20 protein-coding genes are annotated in these 19568 nt (G+C 63.6%); 7 read left to right on the top strand and 13 right to left on the bottom strand.

Annotation, left to right across the window (positions count from 1 at the left end):
* Positions 1-77: 77 nt before the first annotated feature.
* From clpX to LZ585_RS08010, 4 genes are all read left to right on the top strand, one after another.
* Positions 78-1343 carry an ATP-dependent Clp protease ATP-binding subunit ClpX gene (gene clpX, locus LZ585_RS08025; RefSeq protein WP_234853095.1) on the top strand — a complete coding sequence of 422 codons (1266 nt, stop codon included), beginning with the start codon at positions 78-80 and terminating at the stop codon, positions 1341-1343.
* Between the two features lie 146 nt (positions 1344-1489).
* Positions 1490-1864 (top strand): NADH:ubiquinone oxidoreductase subunit NDUFA12, encoded by a 375-nt coding sequence (locus LZ585_RS08020; RefSeq protein WP_234853094.1) that lies wholly within the window; start codon positions 1490-1492, stop codon positions 1862-1864.
* The gene (mlaD, locus tag LZ585_RS08015; RefSeq protein ID WP_234853093.1) at positions 1865-2329 is read left to right on the top strand and encodes an outer membrane lipid asymmetry maintenance protein MlaD; all 465 of its coding nucleotides are present in this window, start codon (positions 1865-1867) and stop codon (positions 2327-2329) included. It begins immediately after the preceding gene.
* Positions 2326-2676: a DUF2155 domain-containing protein gene (locus LZ585_RS08010; RefSeq protein ID WP_315857582.1), complete on the top strand. Its 351-nt coding sequence runs from the start codon at positions 2326-2328 to the stop codon at positions 2674-2676. The genes mlaD and LZ585_RS08010 overlap by 4 nt, the downstream gene beginning before the upstream one ends.
* On the opposite strand, the gene aat is transcribed toward LZ585_RS08010, so the two are convergent.
* The 5 genes from aat to hisF form a co-directional block, all read right to left on the bottom strand.
* A complete protein-coding gene (gene aat, locus LZ585_RS08005; RefSeq protein ID WP_256445603.1) occupies positions 2643-3272 on the bottom strand; it encodes a leucyl/phenylalanyl-tRNA--protein transferase in 630 nt (209 codons plus the stop codon). The genes LZ585_RS08010 and aat overlap by 34 nt on opposite strands.
* 9 nt (positions 3273-3281) lie before the next feature.
* The gene (gene accC / locus LZ585_RS08000; RefSeq protein ID WP_234853091.1) at positions 3282-4628 is read right to left on the bottom strand and encodes an acetyl-CoA carboxylase biotin carboxylase subunit; all 1347 of its coding nucleotides are present in this window, start codon (positions 4626-4628) and stop codon (positions 3282-3284) included.
* Positions 4629-4636: 8 nt separating this feature from the next.
* A complete protein-coding gene (locus LZ585_RS07995; protein ID WP_234853090.1) occupies positions 4637-5140 on the bottom strand; it encodes an acetyl-CoA carboxylase biotin carboxyl carrier protein in 504 nt (167 codons plus the stop codon).
* Between the two features lie 100 nt (positions 5141-5240).
* Positions 5241-5555 (bottom strand): phosphoribosyl-ATP diphosphatase, encoded by a 315-nt coding sequence (locus LZ585_RS07990; protein WP_234853089.1) that lies wholly within the window; start codon positions 5553-5555, stop codon positions 5241-5243.
* Positions 5552-6313, bottom strand: a complete 762-nt coding sequence (hisF, locus tag LZ585_RS07985) for an imidazole glycerol phosphate synthase subunit HisF (protein WP_234853088.1) — start codon at positions 6311-6313, stop codon at positions 5552-5554. Before hisF ends, LZ585_RS07990 begins: the two co-directional genes overlap by 4 nt.
* A 96-nt stretch (positions 6314-6409) precedes the next feature.
* Between hisF and selD the strand changes: the two genes are divergently transcribed.
* Entirely contained in the window at positions 6410-7465 is a 1056-nt protein-coding gene (gene selD / locus LZ585_RS07980; protein ID WP_234853087.1) for a selenide, water dikinase SelD, read from the top strand.
* Between the two features lie 49 nt (positions 7466-7514).
* On the opposite strand, the gene LZ585_RS07975 is transcribed toward selD, so the two are convergent.
* Genes LZ585_RS07975 through LZ585_RS07955 form a run of 5 tightly spaced genes read right to left on the bottom strand, consistent with a single transcriptional unit; the run spans position 7515 to position 12983 of the window.
* On the bottom strand, positions 7515-8537 hold the full coding sequence (locus tag LZ585_RS07975; RefSeq protein WP_315857650.1) for an oligopeptide/dipeptide ABC transporter ATP-binding protein: 1023 nt from the start codon (positions 8535-8537) through the stop codon (positions 7515-7517).
* Complete coding sequence (locus tag LZ585_RS07970) at positions 8521-9522, bottom strand: oligopeptide/dipeptide ABC transporter ATP-binding protein (RefSeq protein ID WP_234853085.1); 1002 nt, start codon at positions 9520-9522, stop codon at positions 8521-8523. Before LZ585_RS07970 ends, LZ585_RS07975 begins: the two co-directional genes overlap by 17 nt.
* 1 nt (position 9523) lies before the next feature.
* Positions 9524-10423 (bottom strand): ABC transporter permease subunit, encoded by a 900-nt coding sequence (locus tag LZ585_RS07965; RefSeq protein ID WP_234853084.1) that lies wholly within the window; start codon positions 10421-10423, stop codon positions 9524-9526.
* A 24-nt stretch (positions 10424-10447) separates the two neighbouring features.
* Positions 10448-11371 (bottom strand): oligopeptide ABC transporter permease OppB, encoded by a 924-nt coding sequence (gene oppB / locus LZ585_RS07960; protein WP_234853083.1) that lies wholly within the window; start codon positions 11369-11371, stop codon positions 10448-10450.
* Positions 11372-11381: 10 nt separating this feature from the next.
* Entirely contained in the window at positions 11382-12983 is a 1602-nt protein-coding gene (locus LZ585_RS07955) for a peptide ABC transporter substrate-binding protein (RefSeq protein ID WP_234853082.1), read from the bottom strand.
* A gap of 600 nt (positions 12984-13583) precedes the next feature.
* On the opposite strand from LZ585_RS07955, the gene LZ585_RS07950 reads away from it, so the two are divergent.
* The gene (locus tag LZ585_RS07950) at positions 13584-14225 is read left to right on the top strand and encodes a TRAP transporter small permease subunit (protein ID WP_234853081.1); all 642 of its coding nucleotides are present in this window, start codon (positions 13584-13586) and stop codon (positions 14223-14225) included.
* Complete coding sequence (locus LZ585_RS07945) at positions 14222-16081, top strand: TRAP transporter large permease (RefSeq protein ID WP_234853080.1); 1860 nt, start codon at positions 14222-14224, stop codon at positions 16079-16081. Before LZ585_RS07950 ends, LZ585_RS07945 begins: the two co-directional genes overlap by 4 nt.
* 102 nt (positions 16082-16183) lie before the next feature.
* On the opposite strand, the gene LZ585_RS07940 is transcribed toward LZ585_RS07945, so the two are convergent.
* The 3 genes from LZ585_RS07940 to LZ585_RS07930 form a co-directional block, all read right to left on the bottom strand.
* Positions 16184-17305, bottom strand: coding sequence for a TRAP transporter substrate-binding protein (locus tag LZ585_RS07940; RefSeq protein WP_234855787.1), 1122 nt, complete (start codon positions 17303-17305; stop codon positions 16184-16186).
* A 196-nt stretch (positions 17306-17501) separates the two neighbouring features.
* Positions 17502-18776, bottom strand: a complete 1275-nt coding sequence (gene eno / locus LZ585_RS07935) for a phosphopyruvate hydratase (RefSeq protein ID WP_234853079.1) — start codon at positions 18774-18776, stop codon at positions 17502-17504.
* Between the two features lie 68 nt (positions 18777-18844).
* A complete protein-coding gene (locus LZ585_RS07930; protein ID WP_256445602.1) occupies positions 18845-19522 on the bottom strand; it encodes an endonuclease/exonuclease/phosphatase family protein in 678 nt (225 codons plus the stop codon).
* Positions 19523-19568: the final 46 nt, after the last annotated feature.

The following is a 19568-nucleotide window of genomic DNA, read 5'->3' as shown; positions in this document are numbered from 1 at the left end:
ATCAATTCAGGTGCGGCAAGGGGCGACCGGCGCCGCCAGCGGGTTGGCAGACCTGCGGCAATCAAGGAACGTGGACGATGGCGAACCAGTCCGGCAGTGACAGCAAGAACACGCTCTATTGCAGCTTTTGCGGCAAGAGCCAGCACGAGGTTCGCAAGCTCATTGCGGGACCGACCGTCTTCATCTGCGATGAATGCGTCGAATTGTGCATGGACATCATCCGCGAGGAAACGAAATCCTCGGGCCTGAAATCGGGCGACGGAGTGCCCACGCCCAAGGAAATCTGCGCGGTTCTGGACGATTACGTCATCGGCCAGGAACACGCCAAGCGGGTTCTGTCCGTGGCGGTCCACAACCACTACAAGCGACTTAACCACGGCACCAAGGGCGACATCGAACTTGCCAAGTCGAACATCCTGCTGATCGGCCCGACCGGCTGCGGCAAGACCCTGCTGGCGCAGACGCTGGCCCGCATCCTGGACGTGCCCTTCACCATGGCCGATGCGACCACGCTGACCGAGGCGGGCTATGTGGGCGAGGATGTCGAGAACATCATCCTCAAGCTGCTTCAGGCATCGGAATACAATGTCGAGCGCGCACAGCGCGGCATCGTCTATATCGACGAGGTGGACAAGATCACCCGCAAGTCCGACAACCCCTCGATCACCCGCGACGTGAGCGGAGAGGGCGTGCAGCAGGCCTTGCTGAAGATCATGGAAGGCACGGTTGCATCCGTGCCTCCGCAGGGCGGGCGCAAGCATCCGCAGCAAGAATTCCTGCAAGTGGACACGACCAACATCCTGTTCATCTGCGGCGGCGCATTCGCCGGCCTGGAACGGATCATCGCGCAGCGCAACAAGGGCACTGCCATGGGCTTTGGCGCCTCTGTCAAGGACAATGACGACCGCGGCGTGGGCGAGATGTTCAAGGAACTGGAACCCGAGGATCTGCTGAAATTCGGCCTGATCCCCGAATTTGTCGGCCGCCTGCCGGTCATTGCGACGCTGACCGACCTGGATGAGGAAGCCCTGATCATCATCCTGACCAAGCCGAAGAACGCCTTGGTCAAGCAATATCAGCGCCTGTTCGACCTGGAAGGCGTGCAGCTGACCTTTACCGAAGACGCGCTGCAAGCCATCGCCAAGCGCGCGATCAAGCGCAAGACGGGCGCCCGGGGTCTGCGGTCGATCATGGAGGATATCCTGCTGGATACCATGTTCGAACTGCCCGGCATGGACAGCGTCGAGGAAGTCGTGGTGAACGAGGAAGCGGTGGATAACGCCGCCACCAAGCCCTTGCTGATCCATGCGGATGCCAAGAAGGAAACGGCCTCGGCTGGTTGAGCCACGGGGTATTGTCGGGGGCCGTATGGCCCCCGTTTCCTTTGGGCAATCCCAATGGATATTTGCGCGCCAAGGATGGGGCAGGCTGGATCTTGGAGGCGCTTTGCGTCATATCTCTCGCAGCCATGAATAGAAGGTTCCAGCCCATGTCCTTTCTGCTTCGCGCCCTGACCTGGTGGAACAGCCAGACCATCAACACGCAGTTCTGGACCTGGCGGAACGGCACCAAGGTGGGCGAAGATGCCGAGGGGAACGTCTTTTACCAGAACAAGGACGGATCCCGCCGCTGGGTGATCTTCAGCGGCGAATCACAGGCAAGCCGTGTCAGCCCGGAATGGCATGGCTGGCTGCATTACACCTGGGACGAACCGCCGACCAAGGTGCCCTTGACCCATCAGGCTTGGGAAAAGCCGCATCAGGAAAACCGGACAGGGACAACTGGCGCTTATTACCCGGAAGGGTCGCTTTATCGCGCGGACCAGCCTGTGCGCCGCGACTATGATGCCTGGCAGCCCGAATAGATGACCACCGGGGCCGAACATCGGGCGGAACTGGTGGCAGGCGCCATTGTTCTGGCCGTCGCCGCCGGGTTCCTGTTCTGGGGGTTCGGCAAGGGATTTGCCCGCGAAACCGGCTATGAGGTCAGGGCGTCCTTTCCCGATGTGGACGGCGTCGCCGTGGGGACCGAGGTCCGGCTGGCAGGCGTTCCTGTCGGGCGGGTGTCCAGCGTGTCACTGAACCCTGCCACCTATATGGCCGATGCGCGGCTGACCATTCCGGCCGATATCGCGCTGCCCAGCGACAGCGCGGCGCTGATCCAGTCGGATGGACTGCTGGGCGGGGCCTATATCCAGATCCAGCCGGGCGGCAGCGCCGACAACCTTGTCCCTGGAGATGAGATCGAGGATGTGCAGGGTGCCGTCAGCTTGTTGCAACTGATGATGAAATTCGTGGACAGCCAAGCCGGGGATGAGGAAAACTCGTGATCCGCGCCTTGGCCTTGGTTGCGATCCTGACAGCCCCCGCTGCCGCGCAAGAGGTTGCCCGTGCAGAGGGCGCATTATTGCGGGGCTTGGACAAGATATCGGGCAGGACCACGGATTTGCCGGTGTTGGTGGGGCAGGCCGTCCAATATGGCCGCTTGCAGGTCCGGCTGGGCGAATGCCGCTTTCCAGCGGGCGATCCCAGTTCGGATGCTTATGCGCAGTTGACGATCACCGACACCGCGCAGAATGTCACCCTGTTCAGCGGCTGGATGATTGCGTCTTCCCCCGCACTGTCGGCCTTGGACGACACCCGTTATGATGTGTGGGTGATTTCCTGCCAAAGCTGATCGGCTGTCGGCAAAGGCCGTGACCCCAGATCGGCGCGTCGTGCCAGTGCATCGTTCAGCATCAGGTGATAATCGGAACGGGGGATTTCCCGCCCACCCATGCGTTCCAGATGCGGCGTCAGGAATTGCGTATCGAACAGTGAAAATCCGCAGCGCGCAAGATGGCTGGACATCCACAGAAGCGCTATCTTGGACCCATTGGTTCGGGCGGATACCATGGATTCCCCGAAAAACGCCGCCCCCAAGGTCACGCCGAAAATCCCGCCCGCAAATCGTCCGTCGTATCGGATTTCGAGGGCATGGGCATGGCCTGCCCGGTGCAACTGTTGATAAAGCCGGGCCAGGGTTGCGTTGATCCAGGTCGTTTCCCGGTCCCCGCAGGCGGCAACCACGGCGTCGAAATCGCTGTCGAGATGGGCCGACCAGCCCCCCCGTCGCAAATCGCGACGAAGCGAGCGCGAGGCATGGACACCGCCTACGGGCAGGATCCCCCGCGTAGGGGGATCGTACCAGTAAAGGCGCGGATCATAGGCGCTGTCAGCCATAGGGAAGACCCCCTGCGCATAGCCTTTAAGCAATTGCGCGGGCGTCAGCATGGCAGATAATCAGCCGAACTTCTTGTCCAGCCAGCGTTCCAGCCAGTGGATCGAATAGTTGCCTGCCTGAATGTCGGGTTCCTGCAACAGCGCGGTGAACAGCGGCACGGTGGTATCGATGCCGTCCACGATCAATTCGCCCAAGGCGCGGTCCAGACGAGCCAGGGCTTCGGACCGGTCGCGGCCATGCACGATCAGCTTGCCGATAAGGCTGTCGTAATAGGGCGGGATAGAATAGCCGTCGTAAAGCGCGCTGTCGATGCGCACCCCCAGCCCGCCCGGCGCATGGTATTGCGTGATCCGTCCCGGACAGGGCGAAAAGCCTGGCACCTTTTCGGCGTTGATGCGAACCTCGATCGAATGGCCGCGGATCGACAGATCCTCTTGGCGGAATTCCATGTCGTGGCCGGCGGCGACCAGAATCTGCTGGCGGACCAGGTCGACGCCGAAGATCGCCTCGGTCACGGGGTGCTCGACCTGCAGGCGGGTGTTCATCTCGATGAAATAGAACTCGCCGTCCTCGTACAGGAACTCGATGGTCCCCGCCCCCGAATAGCCGATCCGGGCCACCGCATCGGCGCAGGTCTTGCCGATGCGGGCGCGTTCCTGTGCGCTGATCGCGGGGCCTGGCGCTTCCTCCAGCACCTTCTGGTGGCGGCGCTGCAGGGAACAATCGCGTTCCCCCAGGTGGACCGCGCGGCCTTTGCCGTCGCCAAAGACCTGAATCTCGATATGGCGCGGCCTTTGCAGGTATTTCTCGATATAGACGTCCGGATTGCCGAAGGCGGCCTTGGCCTCGGCGCGTGCGGTGCGAAAGGCGACTTCCAGGCCTGCTTCGTCCTGGGCGACCTTCATGCCGCGTCCGCCGCCGCCGGCCGTGGCCTTGATGATGACCGGATAGCCGATCTGCGCCGCAACCTGCTTGGCCTGGTCGACGTCATCGACGCCGCCGTCGCTGCCGGGAACGCAGGGCACGCCCAGGTTCTTCATCGTGTCCTTGGCGGTGATCTTGTCGCCCATGATGCGGATATGTTCCGCGCGCGGACCGATGAAGGTAAGGCCGTGATCCTCGACCATCTGCACGAAGGCCGCGTTTTCGGACAGGAAGCCGTAACCGGGATGGATTGCCTGTGCGCCCGTGATCTCGCAGGCCGAGATGATGGCGGGCATCGACAGATAGCTGGCCGATGATGGGGCGGGACCGATGCAGACGGATTCGTCGGCCATGCGGACGTGCATCGCATCGGCGTCGGCGGTGGAATGCACCGCGACCGAGGGGATACCCATTTCCCGGCAGGCGCGAATCACGCGCAGGGCGATTTCACCCCGGTTGGCGATCAGGATCTTGTCGAACATCCCGACCCTCACTCGACGACCATCAGGGGGGCGCCGAACTCGACAGGGGTGCCGTCGTCGATCAGGATGCGCCGCACGATGCCCGCGCGGGGCGAGGGGATGTGGTTCATGGTCTTCATCGCCTCGACGATCAGCAGCGTATCGCCTTCGGCCACGGATTGCCCGATCTGGACAAAGGGCGCACTGCCCGGTTCCGCCGACAGATAAGCGGTGCCGACCATGGGCGATGTCACGGCGCCGGGCAGGCTGGCCGGATCCTCGCTGATCGCGGGCAACTGCGCGGCGGCGGGGGCAGGCATACCAACAGGCGCCGGGGCTGCGACAGGGGCGGGTGCGGCATAGGTCACCTGCTTGCCCTGCTTGGACAGGCTGACCGTCAGCCGGTCGTGTTCGCCATATTCACGCTTGACCGACAGTTCCAACAGGCCGCTGGCATTCAACAGTTCCGCAAGCGACTGGATGAAAGCCACGTCGCCCTCGTGATGTTTGCCGTTCTGGGAATCGTTGCTCATGCGGTCCTCTGCCATGTTTATGATGTCGCCGGCCGCGCGGACCGCAACAATTTGCCCGCTTATAGACCCCAAGCCCCGCCAAGGGGAAGGGTTTGTCCGCCTAGGACGGTCGCGTCGCCTTTTCCGCGATCCCCGAGGTGCCTGCGCGTCGGTCCAGTTCGGATTCCACATCCGCCAGGGTCAGGTCGCGTGCGGCCAGCATGACCAGCAGGTGAAAGATCACGTCCGCAGCTTCCGCCGTCAGGCGGGCGCGGTCGCCCTTGACGGCTTCGATGATGGCCTCGACCGCTTCCTCGCCGAATTTCTCGGCGCATTTCTCGGGGCCTTTGGCCAGCAGTTTCGCGGTCCAGCTTTCGTCCGGGTCAGCGGTCTTGCGGGCGGCAATGGTGGCGGCTAGGTTGTGGATCGCGCTCATGCAAGCCTCATGGGAATGCCGGCTGCGGCCATGTGGGCCTTGGCCTGGCCGATGGTGAAGGTGCCGAAGTGAAAGATCGAGGCGGCAAGGACCGCGCTTGCATGGCCCTCGGTCACCCCTTCGACCAGGTGGTCCAGCGTGCCGACCCCGCCCGAGGCGATCACGGGGATGTTCACCGCATCGGCAATGGCACGGGTCAGGGGGATGTTGAACCCGGCGCGCGTGCCGTCGCGGTCCATGCTGGTCAGCAGGATCTCTCCGGCGCCCTTGCCCTCGACGGTGCGGGCGAATTCGACGGCGTCGATGCCGGTGGGCTTGCGCCCGCCATGGGTGAAGATTTCCCAGCGTCCATCGGCCACGGTCTTGGCGTCGATCGCCACGACGATGCACTGGCTGCCAAAGCGGTCGGCGGCATGGGCCACGACATCGGGGTCGGCCACGGCGGCGGAATTGAAGCTGACCTTGTCGGCCCCCGCCAGCAGCAGGTCGCGCACGTCCCGATGGCTGCGCACGCCGCCGCCCACGGTCAGCGGTACGAAGCATTGTTCCGCCGTTCGCGTCACCAGGTCGAACATCGTGCCCCGGTTTTCATGGGTGGCGTGGATGTCGAGGAAGCAGATTTCGTCCGCGCCCGCTGCGTCATAGGCGCGCGCGGCTTGGACCGGGTCGCCGGCGTCGATCAGGTCCACGAAGTTGACGCCCTTGACGACGCGGCCATCGGCCACGTCCAGGCAGGGGATGATGCGGGTCTTGAGCATGGCTTCTCCTTGCGGGACCGTCCTATGCCGAAACCGTGCTTCGTTGAAGATGCGATTTGCGGGTGATAGCGTGGCGCGAACCGAACGGAGGCCACCATGGACGACCAGCACAAGACCGAACCGCGCCTGACTTCGCTGTCCCATGGCGGCGGCTGCGGCTGCAAGATCGCGCCGGGCGTGCTGACCGGGTTGCTGCGCGGCACCGCCATGCTGCCCGTTCCCGATGCGCTGCTGGTGGGGATCGAGACATCGGACGATGCTGCCGTCTACCAGTTGAACGACCGGCAGGCGCTTGTGGCGACGACGGATTTCTTCATGCCCATTGTGGATGATCCGCTGGATTTCGGGCGCATCGCCGCGACGAATGCGATCAGCGACGTTTATGCCATGGGCGGGACGCCGATCATGGCGCTGTCGCTTGTGGGGATGCCGATCAACACCCTGTCGGGCGAGACGATTGCCCGGATTCTGGAGGGTGGCGCCATGGCCTGCCGCGAGGCGGGCATTCCCATCGGCGGCGGCCACACCATTGATTCGGTCGAGGCGATCTATGGCTTGGTGGCGCTTGGCCTGGTCCATCCCGCCCATGTGAAGCGCAATTCGGGCGCGCGGCCGGGCGACGTGCTGATCCTGGGCAAGCCGCTGGGCGTGGGCGTGATGTCGGCGGCCCTGAAGAAGGGCGCGCTGTCCGACGAAGGCTATCGCGCGATGATCGCCGCCACAACCAAGCTGAACACCTCCGGCCCGGATCTGGCGCGGCTGGCGGGTGTTCATGCGATGACGGATGTGACGGGCTTCGGCCTGGCGGGTCACGCCCTGGAAATGGCGCGAGGGTCTGGTTGCGAGTTGCGGTTGGACTGGCCTGCCGTGCCGTTGTTGGCCGAGGTGCGCGATCTGGCGGCGGGCGAATTTGTCACCGGGGCGTCAGGGCGGAACTGGGCCAGCTATGGCGGGGATGTGGTGCTGTCCGAAGGGTTTGCCGATCTTGACCGCGCGCTGTTGACCGATCCGCAGACCAGCGGCGGGCTGCTGGTTGCCTGCGCCGAAGATCAGGCAGATGCCGCCTTGGCGATCTTTGCCAAGCACGGCTTTGCCGAGGCCGTGGTGATCGGGCGGGCGGTCGCAGGCCCGGGGCGGATTGTCATCGGCTGAGGTCCACCGCCTCCGGCGGGGATATTTGAGTGAAGAAGAAGCGGCCGGGTCAGGCTGCTTCCACTGTCCGGGCGCGGGCGATTTCTTCGGCGGTCAGGGGGCCGGGGAAATGGCAGGCAGTCTGATGATCGCCGCCCGTCAGGGCCGGAACCTCGGCCGCGCAACGGGCTTGGGCGCGGGGGCAGCGCGTGCGGAACACGCAGCCCGTTGGGGGGGTCGTGGGCGAGGGCAGTTCCCCCCGCAACGGGACGATCCGCGTCGCCGGATCCTGCGCGGGGTCGGGCACCGGCACCGCTGACAGCAGCGCCTGGGTATAGGGATGCTGCGGGCGGGCATACAGATCGTCCGCCGAGGCAATCTCCATCACCTTGCCCAGATACAGCACCATCACCCGGTCGCTGATATGGCGTACCACGGACAAGTCATGGGCAATGAAGATCAGCGACAGGCCAAGATCGGCCTGCAACCGCATCAGCAGGTTGATGACCTGCGCTTGGATCGACACGTCCAGCGCGCTGACGGGTTCGTCGCAGATGATCAGTCGCGGTTCCACGATCAGCGCACGAGCGATGCCGATCCGCTGGCACTGGCCGCCGCTGAATTCATGCGGATAACGGTTGATCTGGCTGGGCAGAAGCCCGACCCGGTCCATCATCGCCCTGACCCGGTCCTTGACCTGCGCCCTGGGCATTCCCGGATGATGGGTTTCCAGCGGTTCCGCGATGATCTGGCCTACGGTCATGCGAGGGTTGAGGCTGGCCAGCGGATCCTGGAAGATCATCTGGATCTGGCTGCGATAGGCCATCATCCGCCGGGGCGACAGGCCGATCAGGTCGGCGCCGTCGATCCATTCCGCGCTGCCCGTGGCCGGAACCAGGCCGATCAAAGCACGCGCCATGGTGGATTTGCCGCAGCCGGATTCACCCACGACGCCTAGGGTCTGACCCGCCCCCAGCGTGAAGTCCACGCCGTTCACGGCACGCAGGTTCCGGGGCCTGGCCCAGGGCATCGCGCCCGCCTGCCGGATGGGGAAACTGACCCGCAGGTCGCGAACGTCAAGCAAGGGTTTGATCATGGGCATGGTTCCTTCCCGACCGCAGTTCATCCAAGGGCGCAAAGCAGGCACGCCAGCGGTCCAGGGCAAAGTCTGCAAGGACCGGGCGGTTCAGGCATTCCTCGCGCCGATACGCGCAACGTGGCCGGAAGGCGCAACCTTCGGGCGGGCGGCTCATGTCCGGTGGCTGGCCGGGGATGACGACCAGTTCCGCGGCGTGTGAGTCGATGCGCGGGATCGCCGAGAGCAGCCCCTGGGTATAGGGGTGGGCAGGATCGGCAAAGACAGGGCCGACCGGCCCCAGTTCGCGGATGCGGCCCCCATACATGACCCCGACACGTTCGCAGGAACCGGCGACCACACCCAGGTCATGGGTGATCAGGATCATTGCCATGCCAAAATCGCGCTGCAAGTCGGCCAGCAGCGTCATGATCTGTGCCTGCACTGTCACGTCAAGCGCGGTTGTCGGTTCGTCGGCGATCAGCAGTTTCGGACGGCACAGCAATGCCATCGCGATCATCACCCGCTGGCGCATCCCTCCGCTGAATTCATGGGGATAAAGCCTGATGCGCCCCTTGGCGTCGGGGATGCGCACCGCGTCCAGCATTCGCACGGATTCGGCCACGGCCGCGTGCCGAGAGAGACCCTTGTGCAGGACCAGCACCTCGGCCATCTGGTCGGCCACGCGCATATAGGGGTTCAGCGAGGTCATCGGATCCTGGAAGATCATCGCGATCTTTTCCGCCCGGACCCGGTTGATGACCTTGGGCGGGGCGTTCAGGATTTCCTGCCCGTCCAGTTGCACGCTGCCCGATGCTTGGCCGTTGCGTGCCAGAAGGCCCATGACCGCGAAGGCAAGCTGCGACTTGCCTGACCCGGATTCGCCGACGATGCCCAGCGTCTCGCCCGGCTGGACGGTCAGGCTGAGATTGGTGACTGCATGAACCTCGGCGTCATGGGTGTGGAAGCGGACCGACAGGTCGCGGATGTCCAGAAGTGCCATGTCAGCGTTCCTTCGGATCAAGCGCGTCGCGCAAGCCGTCGCCCACGAAGAAGAAACCGAACAGCGTGATGACAAAGAAGAACAACGGAAAGGCAAGCTGCCACAGGGTGCCATAGCTCATGGTGCCCGCGCCTTCCGAAATCAGCGCCCCCCAGGAGGTCAGCGGTTCCTGCACGCCCAGGCCCAGGAAGCTGATGAAGCTTTCGGTCAGGATCATCAGCGGCACCAGAAGCGTGGCATAAACCGCAACGACGCCCAGCAGGTTCGGCACGATATGGCGGGTGATGATGCGCCAGGTCGATACGCCGGTGGCGCGAGCAGCCTCGATGAACTCGCGGTTCTTCAGGGACAGGGTCTGGCCGCGCACGATCCGCGCCATGTCCAGCCAGGAAATCAGGCCGATGCCCAGAAAAAGCATGGACATGGACCGGCCGAACATCACCAGCAGCAGGATCAGCACAAACATATAGGGGATCGACATCAGGATATCGACCGTCCGCATCATCACCTGGTCGGTGCGCCCACCGACATAGCCCGCGACAGCGCCGTAGAGCGTACCCACGATCACCGCGATGCCTGCGCCGACGATCCCCACCAGCAGGCTGATCTGCGTGCCCTGCACGGTGCGGGCGAACAGGTCGCGGCCCAGGTCGTCGGTGCCGAAGTAATGGCCGTTCGACCAGGAGGGCGCGCCCATTGTGGCGACCTGGCCCATGACGGTGAAGTCCAGCTCCTCGTTCGACCAGACGGCGAACTGGCTGCCGAAGATCGCAAACAGCGCGACCAGGATCAGGATCACCAGACCAGCCATGGCCGCCTTGTTGCGCCAGAACCGCCTGCGGGCATCGGCCCAAGGGGACCGGCCCTTGACCTCGGTCATGCGATGGGCAAGCGAGCGCATCTTTTGTTCTTCGATGACCATGGCTTAATACCGGATCTTCGGGTCGATCCAGGCATACAGGATGTCCACGACCAGGTTGAACAGGATGGTCAGCGCGCCGACTAGGATCGTCACGCCCATCATTACCGCGTAATCGCGGTTCAGCGCCGAATCCACGAAAGCCTTGCCGATGCCCCCGGTGGAAAAATAGATGTCGATCACCACCGATCCAGTGATCATCGACACGAAGACCGGGCCAAGATAGCTGACGACCGGCAGCATCGCCGGGCGCAGCGCGTGACGCAGGATGACGCGGCGTTCGGGCATCCCCTTGGCGCGCGCGGTGCGGATGTGGTTGCTGCCCAGCACCTCGAGCATGGATGACCGGGTGATCCGCGCGATGGATGCCATGTAGCTGGTGGACAGCGCGATCACCGGCATGATCCAGAAGGAGGGGTCCGAAAAGCTCCATCCCCCGCCGGGCAGCCATCCCAGCCACAGGGTCAGGGTCAGGACCAGCAGCGGCGCCATCACGAAGTTCGGCAGCACCTGCGCGCCGATCGAGATGCCGACCGCCAGATAGTCCAGCCAACTGTTCTGCCGGATCGCAGCCGCCGTGCCAAGCGTGACCCCCACAAGGACTGCGGCCAGAAAGGCCAGCGAACCATAGGTCAGCGTCACCGGAAAGCCGTCCGCGATCAACTGGTTCACCGTCCGGTCGGGATAGACGAAGCTGGGACCGAAGTCGAAATGGACGACGATGCCCCAGACATAGTTCCAGATCTGGCGCCACAGCGGGTCGTCCAACCCGTATTTGGCATTCAGGTTCGCCAGGACCTGCGGCGGCAGGGCGCGTTCCTGGGTGAACGGCCCGCCGGGCGCAAGGTGCATCAGCAGGAACGACAGGACAATCAGCAACAGCAGCGTGGGAACCGCCATTGCCAGCCGCCGCAGGATATAGGCGAACATCGGTCAGGCCTTATTCGGCGATCCGATACAGATCCTTGGCATACCAGGCGTTGGTCACGTTTTCCAAGGGAAGGCCCTTGACCACCGGATTGATCATATCGACCTTGGAATAGTGGTAAACAAAGGCCGCGGGCACCTCTTCGGCCAGGATCTCCTCGGCCCGCTTGTACAAAGGCGCGGTATCCTCGGCCGTCTTGGAATCCGCCATCAGCTTGTCGTATTCCGCGTTCGACCACTTGCCCGAGTTGTAGCCGTCGGTGCGGAACCAATCCAGGAAGGTCGTCGCCTCGTTATAGTCGGCGCACCAGGCATAGCGGGCCATGTCGAAGTCCTGGCTTTGCATCCGGTCGGTATGCACCTTCCATTCGACATTGTTCAGCGTGATGTTCACGCCCAGGGGCTTCCAGAACTGCTGGGCCGCGATGGCCAGCTTCTTGTGGTTCTCGTCCGTGTTGTATTGCAGCGACAAGGCCAGCGGGTTGTCGGGACCGTAACCCGCATCCGCCAGAAGGCCACGGGCTTTCTCGATGCGCTGTTCCTGGGTCATGGTGGCGATTTCCGCATCGGGCGACTGGAATCCCTCGATCGCCCAATGCGTCCAGCTGTATGCAGGCTTCTGGCCGCCTTGCAGCACCTGGTCCACGATGATGTCGCGGTTCAGGCCCAGCGACAGGGCCTGACGCACGCGCACGTCCTTCAGCGCCTCGGGGCCCTTGTCCGACACGTTGAAGACATAGGCATAGGAGCAGGAATACGGGATCGAGATCGCCTGGTCGGGATATTCCTGCGACAGGCGGGGATACTGGCCTGCGGGGATCTGCACGCGGTCCAGTTCGCCTGCCAGATACCGGGTCAGGCCGATGTTGTTGTCGTTCACGGTCACGCCGCGCACGGTTTCCATCACCACGTTCTCGGCGTCCCAATAATTCGGGTTCTTCACCAGCGTGATGTCCACGCCCAGGTTGTGGCTGTCCAGCATGAAGGCGCCGTTGCCGACCAGGTTGCCGGGCTGGGTCCAGGCATCGCCGTGCTGTTCGACGACCTTTTGCGGCACCGGAAAGGTGGTGGCGTGGGACAGCGTCTTGAGGAAATAGGGGGTGCGCGTGGTCAGCTTGACCTCCAGCGTCTTGTCATCCACCGCGCGCACGCCAAGCTGGTCGGGCGTCATCTCGCCCGCGATGATCTGGGTGGCGTTCTGGATGTTCATCAGTTCCAGGAACCAGGCGTATTCGGACGCGGTTTCGGGGTTCACCACGCGCTGCCAGGCATAGACAAAATCCCCCGCCGTGACCGGATCGCCGTTCGACCACTTGGCGTCGCGCAGGGTGAAGGTATGGGTCAGGCCGTCGTCGCTTTCCGTATGGCTTTCCGCCACGCCGGGGATCATGGCGCCGGTCTGGTTGTCGTTCATCAGCCCCTCGAACAACTGGCGCAGCACGTCCGAGCCTTCGACATCGGTGTTCTTGGCCGGGTCCAGCGTCTTGATCGCGTCCAGCAGCCAATAGGTATAGGTCTGGCTGTCGGCCAAAGTCTCACCCTCGGCGGGTTGCACGGCTTGGGCGGGCAGGGCCAGAGCGGCCAAAAGGGCGGTGGTCGTGAACAGCTTGGACATCGGCTCCCCTTGTCGTTGAATGGCGGCATCGTGATGCACGCAGGCGCAAAGCCTAGCCCATCAAGCGCGGCGGTAAAGATCGAACGCACGGTTCCTGGTTCCCATCCTTGTGAAGGGGCCGTATCGGCATCCGATGCACGACCGGTGTCGGCCCGCTGGCGGCAAAGGTTCCGAGAGCAGGGTAGGTCGTGGGCTGAGCCACAGGACAAACGCCGAACCCGTTCCATGCGAGAATATCCTGCCGGGTGAGGGAACGGCGGAATGTTCAATCGGAACAACCTTCTTCTCCACTTGGCATGGAGAACCCGGAGGGCCGGGACGCTGCACTCCTGCTTTGCGCAGCGACCGCCAGACGGGACAGTGATCCGGCACGAAACTTGGGCCAATGCGCCGGGACTGCATCAGGCAAATACCCCGGCCGCGACGTAGCGTCAGATGCGGACGGATGCAGATCCGGTGGCAAGATCGCCATGCGTGCTGCCCACATTACGCATCAATCACTGAACTTCTTGACCGGTTTTGGCGGTTCGCGCATATGCGAATGAATGAACAGTCGGCCAAACGGCCCATAAGGCTGGTATTCAAGGGGGAGTAATCTTGATGAACGGCCTTTTGGCCCTGTCGCGCGGTATCGACCGCGTCAACACAGTGATTGGACGTAGCGCGGCCTGGCTGATCCTGCTGGCGATCTTTGTCAGCGCAATCAATGCCGTCGTGCGCAAGGTGTTCAGCGTGTCGTCGAACGCCTATCTGGAATTGCAGTGGTATCTGTATGGCGCGGCGTTCCTGCTGGCGGCCGCCTATACGTTGCTGGAAAACGAACATATCCGCATCGACATCGTGTATGGCGCCTTTTCGCGCCGGGTGCAGCACTGGATCGACCTTCTGGGCACGATCTTCTTTCTGATGCCGGTGGTGTTGCTGACGCTGTATTTCGTCTGGCCCTGGCTCATGCGCAGCATCCGTGGCGGAGAGATGTCGATGAACGCGGGCGGGCTGATGCTGTGGCCTGCCAAGGCCATGCTGTTCGCGGGCTTCGTGCTGCTGTTCTTTCAGGGCATTTCCGAGATCATCAAGAAGATCGCCGTCATGCGCGGGCTGATCCCCGATCCCTTCCCGGCGACCAGCCACCATGCCCCGTTGGAGATCGACCCCGACCTGGCCGCCCAGGCGGGCTTTGCAGATCCCGACCATCCGCTGACCGATCTGGTCGATGACGTGCGCAAGGAACCCCGCAAATGATGGAGCTTATTGCGCAGAACATGGCGCCGATCATGTTCGTTTCGCTGATCGCCTTCTTGCTGGTCGGTTATCCGGTGGCCTTCGCCCTTGGCGCCAACGGGCTGTTGTTCTTCATCATCGGTGTTGAACTGGCGCCCCTGTCCAACGGCTCGATCAACCTCAGCTGGCCCCTGCTGGGGGCGATCCCCGACCGCTTCTTCGGCGGCGTTGTCGCGAACGAGACATTGCTGGCGGTGCCATTCTTCACCTTCATGGGGATCGTGCTGGAAAAATCCGGCATGGCCGAGGATTTGCTGGACACGATCGGCCAGTTGTTCGGCCCGATCCGGGGCGGCCTGGCCTATGCGGTGATCATCGTGGGCGCGCTGCTTGCTGCGACCACGGGCGTGGTGGCGGCGTCCGTGATCGCGATGGGCCTGATCTCGCTGCCGATCATGCTGCGATACGGCTATGACCGGCGGATCGCGTCGGGGACCATTGCCGCGTCGGGAACATTGGCGCAGATCATCCCGCCGTCGCTGGTGCTGATCGTTCTGGCCGACCAGCTGGGCCGGTCGGTTGGCGATATGTACAAGGGCGCGATGATCCCCGGCCTGGTGCTGACCGGGCTGTATATGCTGTATATCTTCGTCATGACGATCCTGCGGCCGAATGCCCTGCCGGCCCTGCCACCCGAGGCACGGACCCTGGGATCGGGCATCACGTCGCTGCTCGTGGCGCTTTTGGTGGCAGGGGGCATTTTCTATGGGATGTGGCACTGGCTGCACGACACCCATGGCGCGGATGCCGACATCCTGGCCGTGGTCGTCGCGGTGCTGGTCATCTATGCGGCGGCATTGATCGACAAGACCATGAAGATCGGCCTGATGTCGCGGTTGGCCCAGCAGGTCATCATCGTGCTGATCCCGCCCTTGGCGCTGATCTTTCTTGTGCTGGGCACGATCTTCCTGGGCATTGCCACCCCGACCGAGGGCGGCGCGATGGGCGCGGTCGGCTCGTTGTTCCTGGCGGGTGTCAAGGGGCGGCTGAACCTTGGCGTCATCAACCAGGCCCTGGCGGCGACCACGCGTTTGTCGGCCTTTGTGATGTTCATCCTGATCGGGGCGCGGATCTTCTCGCTGACCTTCTATGGCGTGAACGGGCATCTGTGGGTGGAACACCTGCTGACCTCGTTACCGGGGGGTGAGCTTGGCTTCCTGATCGCAGTGTCGTTGCTGGTGTTCCTGCTGGCCTTCTTCCTGGATTTCTTCGAACTGGCGTTTATCATCGTGCCCCTGCTGGCGCCTGCCGCTGAAAGCCTGGGCATCGACCTGATCTGGTTCGGCATCATCCTGGGGGTGAATATGCAAACCAGCTTCATGCACCCTCCCTTTGGATTCGCGCTGTTCTATCTGCGATCCGTGGCGCCCAAGGCTCCCTACAAGGACCGGGTAACCGGCATGATGATGGATCCGATCCGTACCAGCCAGATCTATTGGGGGGCGGTGCCCTATGTCTGCATCCAGATCGTGATGATCGCGGTGGTGATCGCCTTTCCGCAACTGGTCATGCACTACAAGGGGCCAGCGATCGATCCATCAGGCGTGCGGCTGGAAATTCCGGCAGGCGGTTCGGGGGGCTTTGGCGGACTGGGCGGCGGTCTGGGATCGCCCTTCGGCCAGGGCGCGGCCCCGGGGGAGGGCCAACCCGCCCCTGGCGGTCTGGGTGGCGGCTTGGGCGGCGCGCCGAATTTCGGCACGCCAGCAACCCCCGCAGCGCCGCAAGCCCCGGCACCTGCGACACCGCAACCCGATCAGACCCAAGGCAGCGGCGGTCTGGGCCTGGGCGGTCCACCGCCGGGCCTGGGCGGAAACTGACAGGATTCCAGAGGGCCGGGATACCGGCCCTTTTTCCTTGCCGCAGTCACGAAAAAACCGCCGCAGGCTGGCCTGCGGCGATTTTCCATTCAGAAGATGGCCTCAGCCTTGGGTGGGGGCCAGCTTGCCGTTGCGCTGCTGGATCATCATAAAGGTATCGAAGGTGTACTCCGCGGTCTGGTTGTACAGATACCAGTCGTCGCGGAACTGCAGCTGCGCCTCGTATTGCCGCTTGAAGTGTTCGTTCTGCGTGGACAGTTCGGCATAAACCTCGTTCGCCGCCTGGAAGGCCGCATTCATGATTTCCTCGCTGAACGACCTCAGCTGCGCGCCCGACGCGGCCAGTTCCTTAAGCGCAGTCGGGTTCTTGAAGTCGTATTTCGCCAGCATATTCTGATCGGCCGCCTGGCAGCAGGTGCGCAGAAGCGATTTGTAATGTTCAGGGAGCTCGTCAAACTTGCCCTTGTTGACGAAGAAGCTGACCGTCGGCCCGCCTTCCCAGAAGCCAGGATAATAGTAATAGGGCGCGACCTTCTGGAAGCCGAGCTTGTTGTCGTCATAGGGGCCGACCCATTCGGCGGCGTCGATGGTGCCCTTTTCCAGCGACGGATAGATGTCCCCGCCCGCGATCTGCTGCGGCACCACGCCCAGTTTCTCGACGACGCGCCCGGCCAGACCGGAAATGCGCATCTTCAGGCCCTGCATATCGGCAAGGGTGTTCACCTCCTTGCGATACCAGCCGCCCATCTGCACGCCGGTGTTGCCGCTGGGATAGGCCACCAGTCCGACCGTCTCCAGGAACTGGTTATACTGGTCGATCCCCCCGCCATGATAGTTATAGGCAGCTTTGGCCCGTGCGCTGAAGGTGAAGGGCAGGTCGGCGCCGCAGGCGAAGGCAGGATCCTTGCCCCAGTTGTAATAGCCGACGGAATGGGCGCATTCCACGGTGCCGTCTGCGGCGGCATTGATCGCGTCCAGGCCCGGAACGATCTCGCCTGCGGCAAAGACCTGAAGGTTGAACTTGCCATCGGACGCTTCGCGCAGGCGCAGCGCGACCTCTTCGCCGCCGCCATAGATCGTGTCCAGCGACTTGGGGAAGGACGAGGCAACCCGCCAGTTGATCGTCGGCGCCTCCTGCGCGATGGCGGGGGCGGCCAGCGTGGCACCGGCTGCGGCGGCAACGCCGCCCACCGAAGCCGTTGTCAGGAACGACCTACGGTGCAGCGTCTTGGAATCTTTCATGAACTCTCCTCCGATCAGGGCTGTCGGGATGGCCTCCTCAGCGGGTTCCCGGCCCGAATGGGATGCAGTTTAGCCCGTGATCCTCGTCTGTCGAGGGGGCTGCGCCCTGTCCGCAGAAAAAATGAGGCCGCCCCGGCGGAAGCAGGGGCGGCCTTGATGCTGGAACAGGTTTGGGCGATCAGCGCAGGATGCTGCGTCCCGCGTATTCGGCGGTGGCGCCCAGCATTTCCTCGATGCGGATCAGCTGGTTGTATTTCGCCAGGCGGTCGGATCGGGCAAGGCTGCCGGTCTTGATCTGGCCGCAGTTGGTGGCGACGGCCAGATCGGCGATGGTCGCGTCCTCGGTTTCCCCGGAACGATGCGACATCACCGAGGTATAGCCGGCCCGGTCGGCCATGCGCACGGCGTCAAGCGTTTCGGACAGGGTGCCGATCTGGTTCACCTTGACCAGCAGGCTGTTGCCGCAGCCGCGCTCGATCCCTTGGGCCAGCCGGGTCGGGTTGGTCACGAACAGGTCGTCGCCGACCAGCTGCACGCTGCCGCCCAGACGGTCGGTCAGCAGTTTCCAGCCGTCCCAGTCATCCTCGGCGCAGCCATCCTCGATCGACAGGATCGGATAATCGGCGCAAAGCGCGGCCAGATAGTCCACGTTCTCGGCCGAGGTCAGCGACTTGCCTTCGCCCGTCATCTCGTACTTGCCGTTCTTGAAGTACTCGGTCGCTGCGCAATCCAGCGCCAGCATGATGTCGTCACCCGGCTTGTAGCCCGCCTTCTCGACCGCGCGCAGGATGAAGTCCAACGCGTCGCGGGCCGAGGACAGGTTGGGCGCAAAGCCGCCCTCGTCGCCGATCCCGGTCGAAAGCCCCGCCGCCGACAGTTCCTTTTTCAACGTGTGGAACACCTCGGATCCCATGCGGACGGCATCGCGGATGTTTTCCGCAGCAACCGGCATGATCATGAATTCCTGGATGTCGATGGGGTTGTCGGCGTGTTCGCCGCCATTGATGATGTTCATCATCGGCACCGGCAGGATCCGCGCGGCCGTGCCCCCGACATAGCGGTAGAGCGGCTGGTTGGTGCCGTCCGCCGCAGCCTTGGCCACTGCCAGCGACACGCCCAGGATCGCGTTCGCGCCCAGCCGGCCCTTGTTGGGGGTGCCGTCCAGTTCGCACATCATCGCGTCGATGGCGCGCTGTTCGGTCGCGTCCTCGCCGATCAGGTTCTCGGCAATCTCGCCGTTCACGGCGGCGACCGCTTCCAGCACACCCTTGCCCAGATAGCGCGTCTTGTCGCCATCGCGCTTTTCGACAGCCTCATGCGCGCCGGTGGACGCGCCCGAGGGCACCGCCGCCCGGCCCATGGTGCCGTCTTCCAGCGTCACGTCGACCTCGACCGTCGGGTTGCCGCGGCTGTCCAGGATCTCTCGCGCGAAGATGTCGATGATGGCGGTCATGTTGCCCCTCCGGTGTTTGATGCCGGCGTCTTCATAGCTGCCGCAAGGGCAGGCCGAAAGCGGCAATTTCAGGGCTGCTCGATCTCGGCCCAGATGGGCAGGTGATCGGATGCCTCGCGTGCCCTTGCACCTGTAAAGACGCCATGATCCAGCAGGCTCAGGTGCTGGGACATGGCGATGCGGTCGAACCGGAACTGCGGCATGGGCGCAGGATAGGACGGGCCGGGCGCAACAACCCGAAAGCCCGCCAGCGATTCCAGCCCTCGGCTGTCGTGCCATTCGTTGAAATCGCCCATCAGGACGATGTTGTCATCCGCGATCCGCGCCGCCTGCGCCGTGATCCGGGCCAGTTGCGCGCGCCGGGATGATCGGGCAAGGCCCAGATGCACCCCTATCACCGTCAGCTTGGGCAGGCGCAGGACCACGGCCCCGCGCGGTTCAAGCCCAGGCAGGGGCAGACGGCGCAGCACGGCGTTGTCAGCCAGATCGGGACGCATCAGGATCGTCTGCCCATGCCAGCCCAGTGAATTTTCGCCCGTCGTCGTCATGTCGGCCGGGACCAGGCCTGTCGCCTCTCGGATCAGGCGGCGGGGCAGGGCCTCGGGGCGGGCGCCCAGGCGAAAATCCACCTCTTGCAGGGCGATGATGTCGGGCTTCAGCGCGGCGATGACGGCAAGGTTGCGTTCAGGGGCATGGGGGCCGGTCAAGCCGCGACATTTGTGCAGATTGTAACTTGCCAGTCTCAACAAGGACGTGCCGCCTTTCGTGCTTGCGCGCAGGATAGCCGGGGAA

The sequence above is a fragment of the Paracoccus everestensis genome, assembly GCF_021491915.1.
Classification (GTDB): Bacteria; Pseudomonadota; Alphaproteobacteria; order Rhodobacterales; family Rhodobacteraceae; genus Paracoccus; species Paracoccus everestensis.
The sequence above is the reverse complement of the archived record's forward strand: the minus strand, read 5'-3'. Positions and strand labels throughout refer to the sequence as shown.

Excerpts from the sequence above, each read along its gene's own strand:
- LZ585_RS07995 (WP_234853090.1), bottom strand. The coding sequence starts at position 5,140 with ATGAGCAACGATTCCCAGAACGGCAAACATCACGAGGGCGACGTGGCT.
- selD (WP_234853087.1), top strand. The coding sequence starts at position 6,410 with ATGGACGACCAGCACAAGACCGAACCGCGCCTGACTTCGCTGTCCCAT.
- LZ585_RS07945 (WP_234853080.1), top strand. The coding sequence starts at position 14,222 with ATGATGGAGCTTATTGCGCAGAACATGGCGCCGATCATGTTCGTTTCG.
- oppB (WP_234853083.1), bottom strand. The coding sequence starts at position 11,371 with ATGTTCGCCTATATCCTGCGGCGGCTGGCAATGGCGGTTCCCACGCTG.
- LZ585_RS07970 (WP_234853085.1), bottom strand. The coding sequence starts at position 9,522 with ATGGCACTTCTGGACATCCGCGACCTGTCGGTCCGCTTCCACACCCAT.
- aat (WP_256445603.1), bottom strand. The coding sequence starts at position 3,272 with ATGCTGACGCCCGCGCAATTGCTTAAAGGCTATGCGCAGGGGGTCTTC.
- LZ585_RS08020 (WP_234853094.1), top strand. The coding sequence starts at position 1,490 with ATGTCCTTTCTGCTTCGCGCCCTGACCTGGTGGAACAGCCAGACCATC.
- LZ585_RS07955 (WP_234853082.1), bottom strand. The coding sequence starts at position 12,983 with ATGTCCAAGCTGTTCACGACCACCGCCCTTTTGGCCGCTCTGGCCCTG.
- hisF (WP_234853088.1), bottom strand. The coding sequence starts at position 6,313 with ATGCTCAAGACCCGCATCATCCCCTGCCTGGACGTGGCCGATGGCCGC.
- LZ585_RS07950 (WP_234853081.1), top strand. The coding sequence starts at position 13,584 with ATGAACGGCCTTTTGGCCCTGTCGCGCGGTATCGACCGCGTCAACACA.
- eno (WP_234853079.1), bottom strand. The coding sequence starts at position 18,776 with ATGACCGCCATCATCGACATCTTCGCGCGAGAGATCCTGGACAGCCGC.
- accC (WP_234853091.1), bottom strand. The coding sequence starts at position 4,628 with ATGTTCGACAAGATCCTGATCGCCAACCGGGGTGAAATCGCCCTGCGC.
- mlaD (WP_234853093.1), top strand. The coding sequence starts at position 1,865 with ATGACCACCGGGGCCGAACATCGGGCGGAACTGGTGGCAGGCGCCATT.
- clpX (WP_234853095.1), top strand. The coding sequence starts at position 78 with ATGGCGAACCAGTCCGGCAGTGACAGCAAGAACACGCTCTATTGCAGC.
- LZ585_RS07965 (WP_234853084.1), bottom strand. The coding sequence starts at position 10,423 with ATGCGCTCGCTTGCCCATCGCATGACCGAGGTCAAGGGCCGGTCCCCT.
- LZ585_RS07990 (WP_234853089.1), bottom strand. The coding sequence starts at position 5,555 with ATGAGCGCGATCCACAACCTAGCCGCCACCATTGCCGCCCGCAAGACC.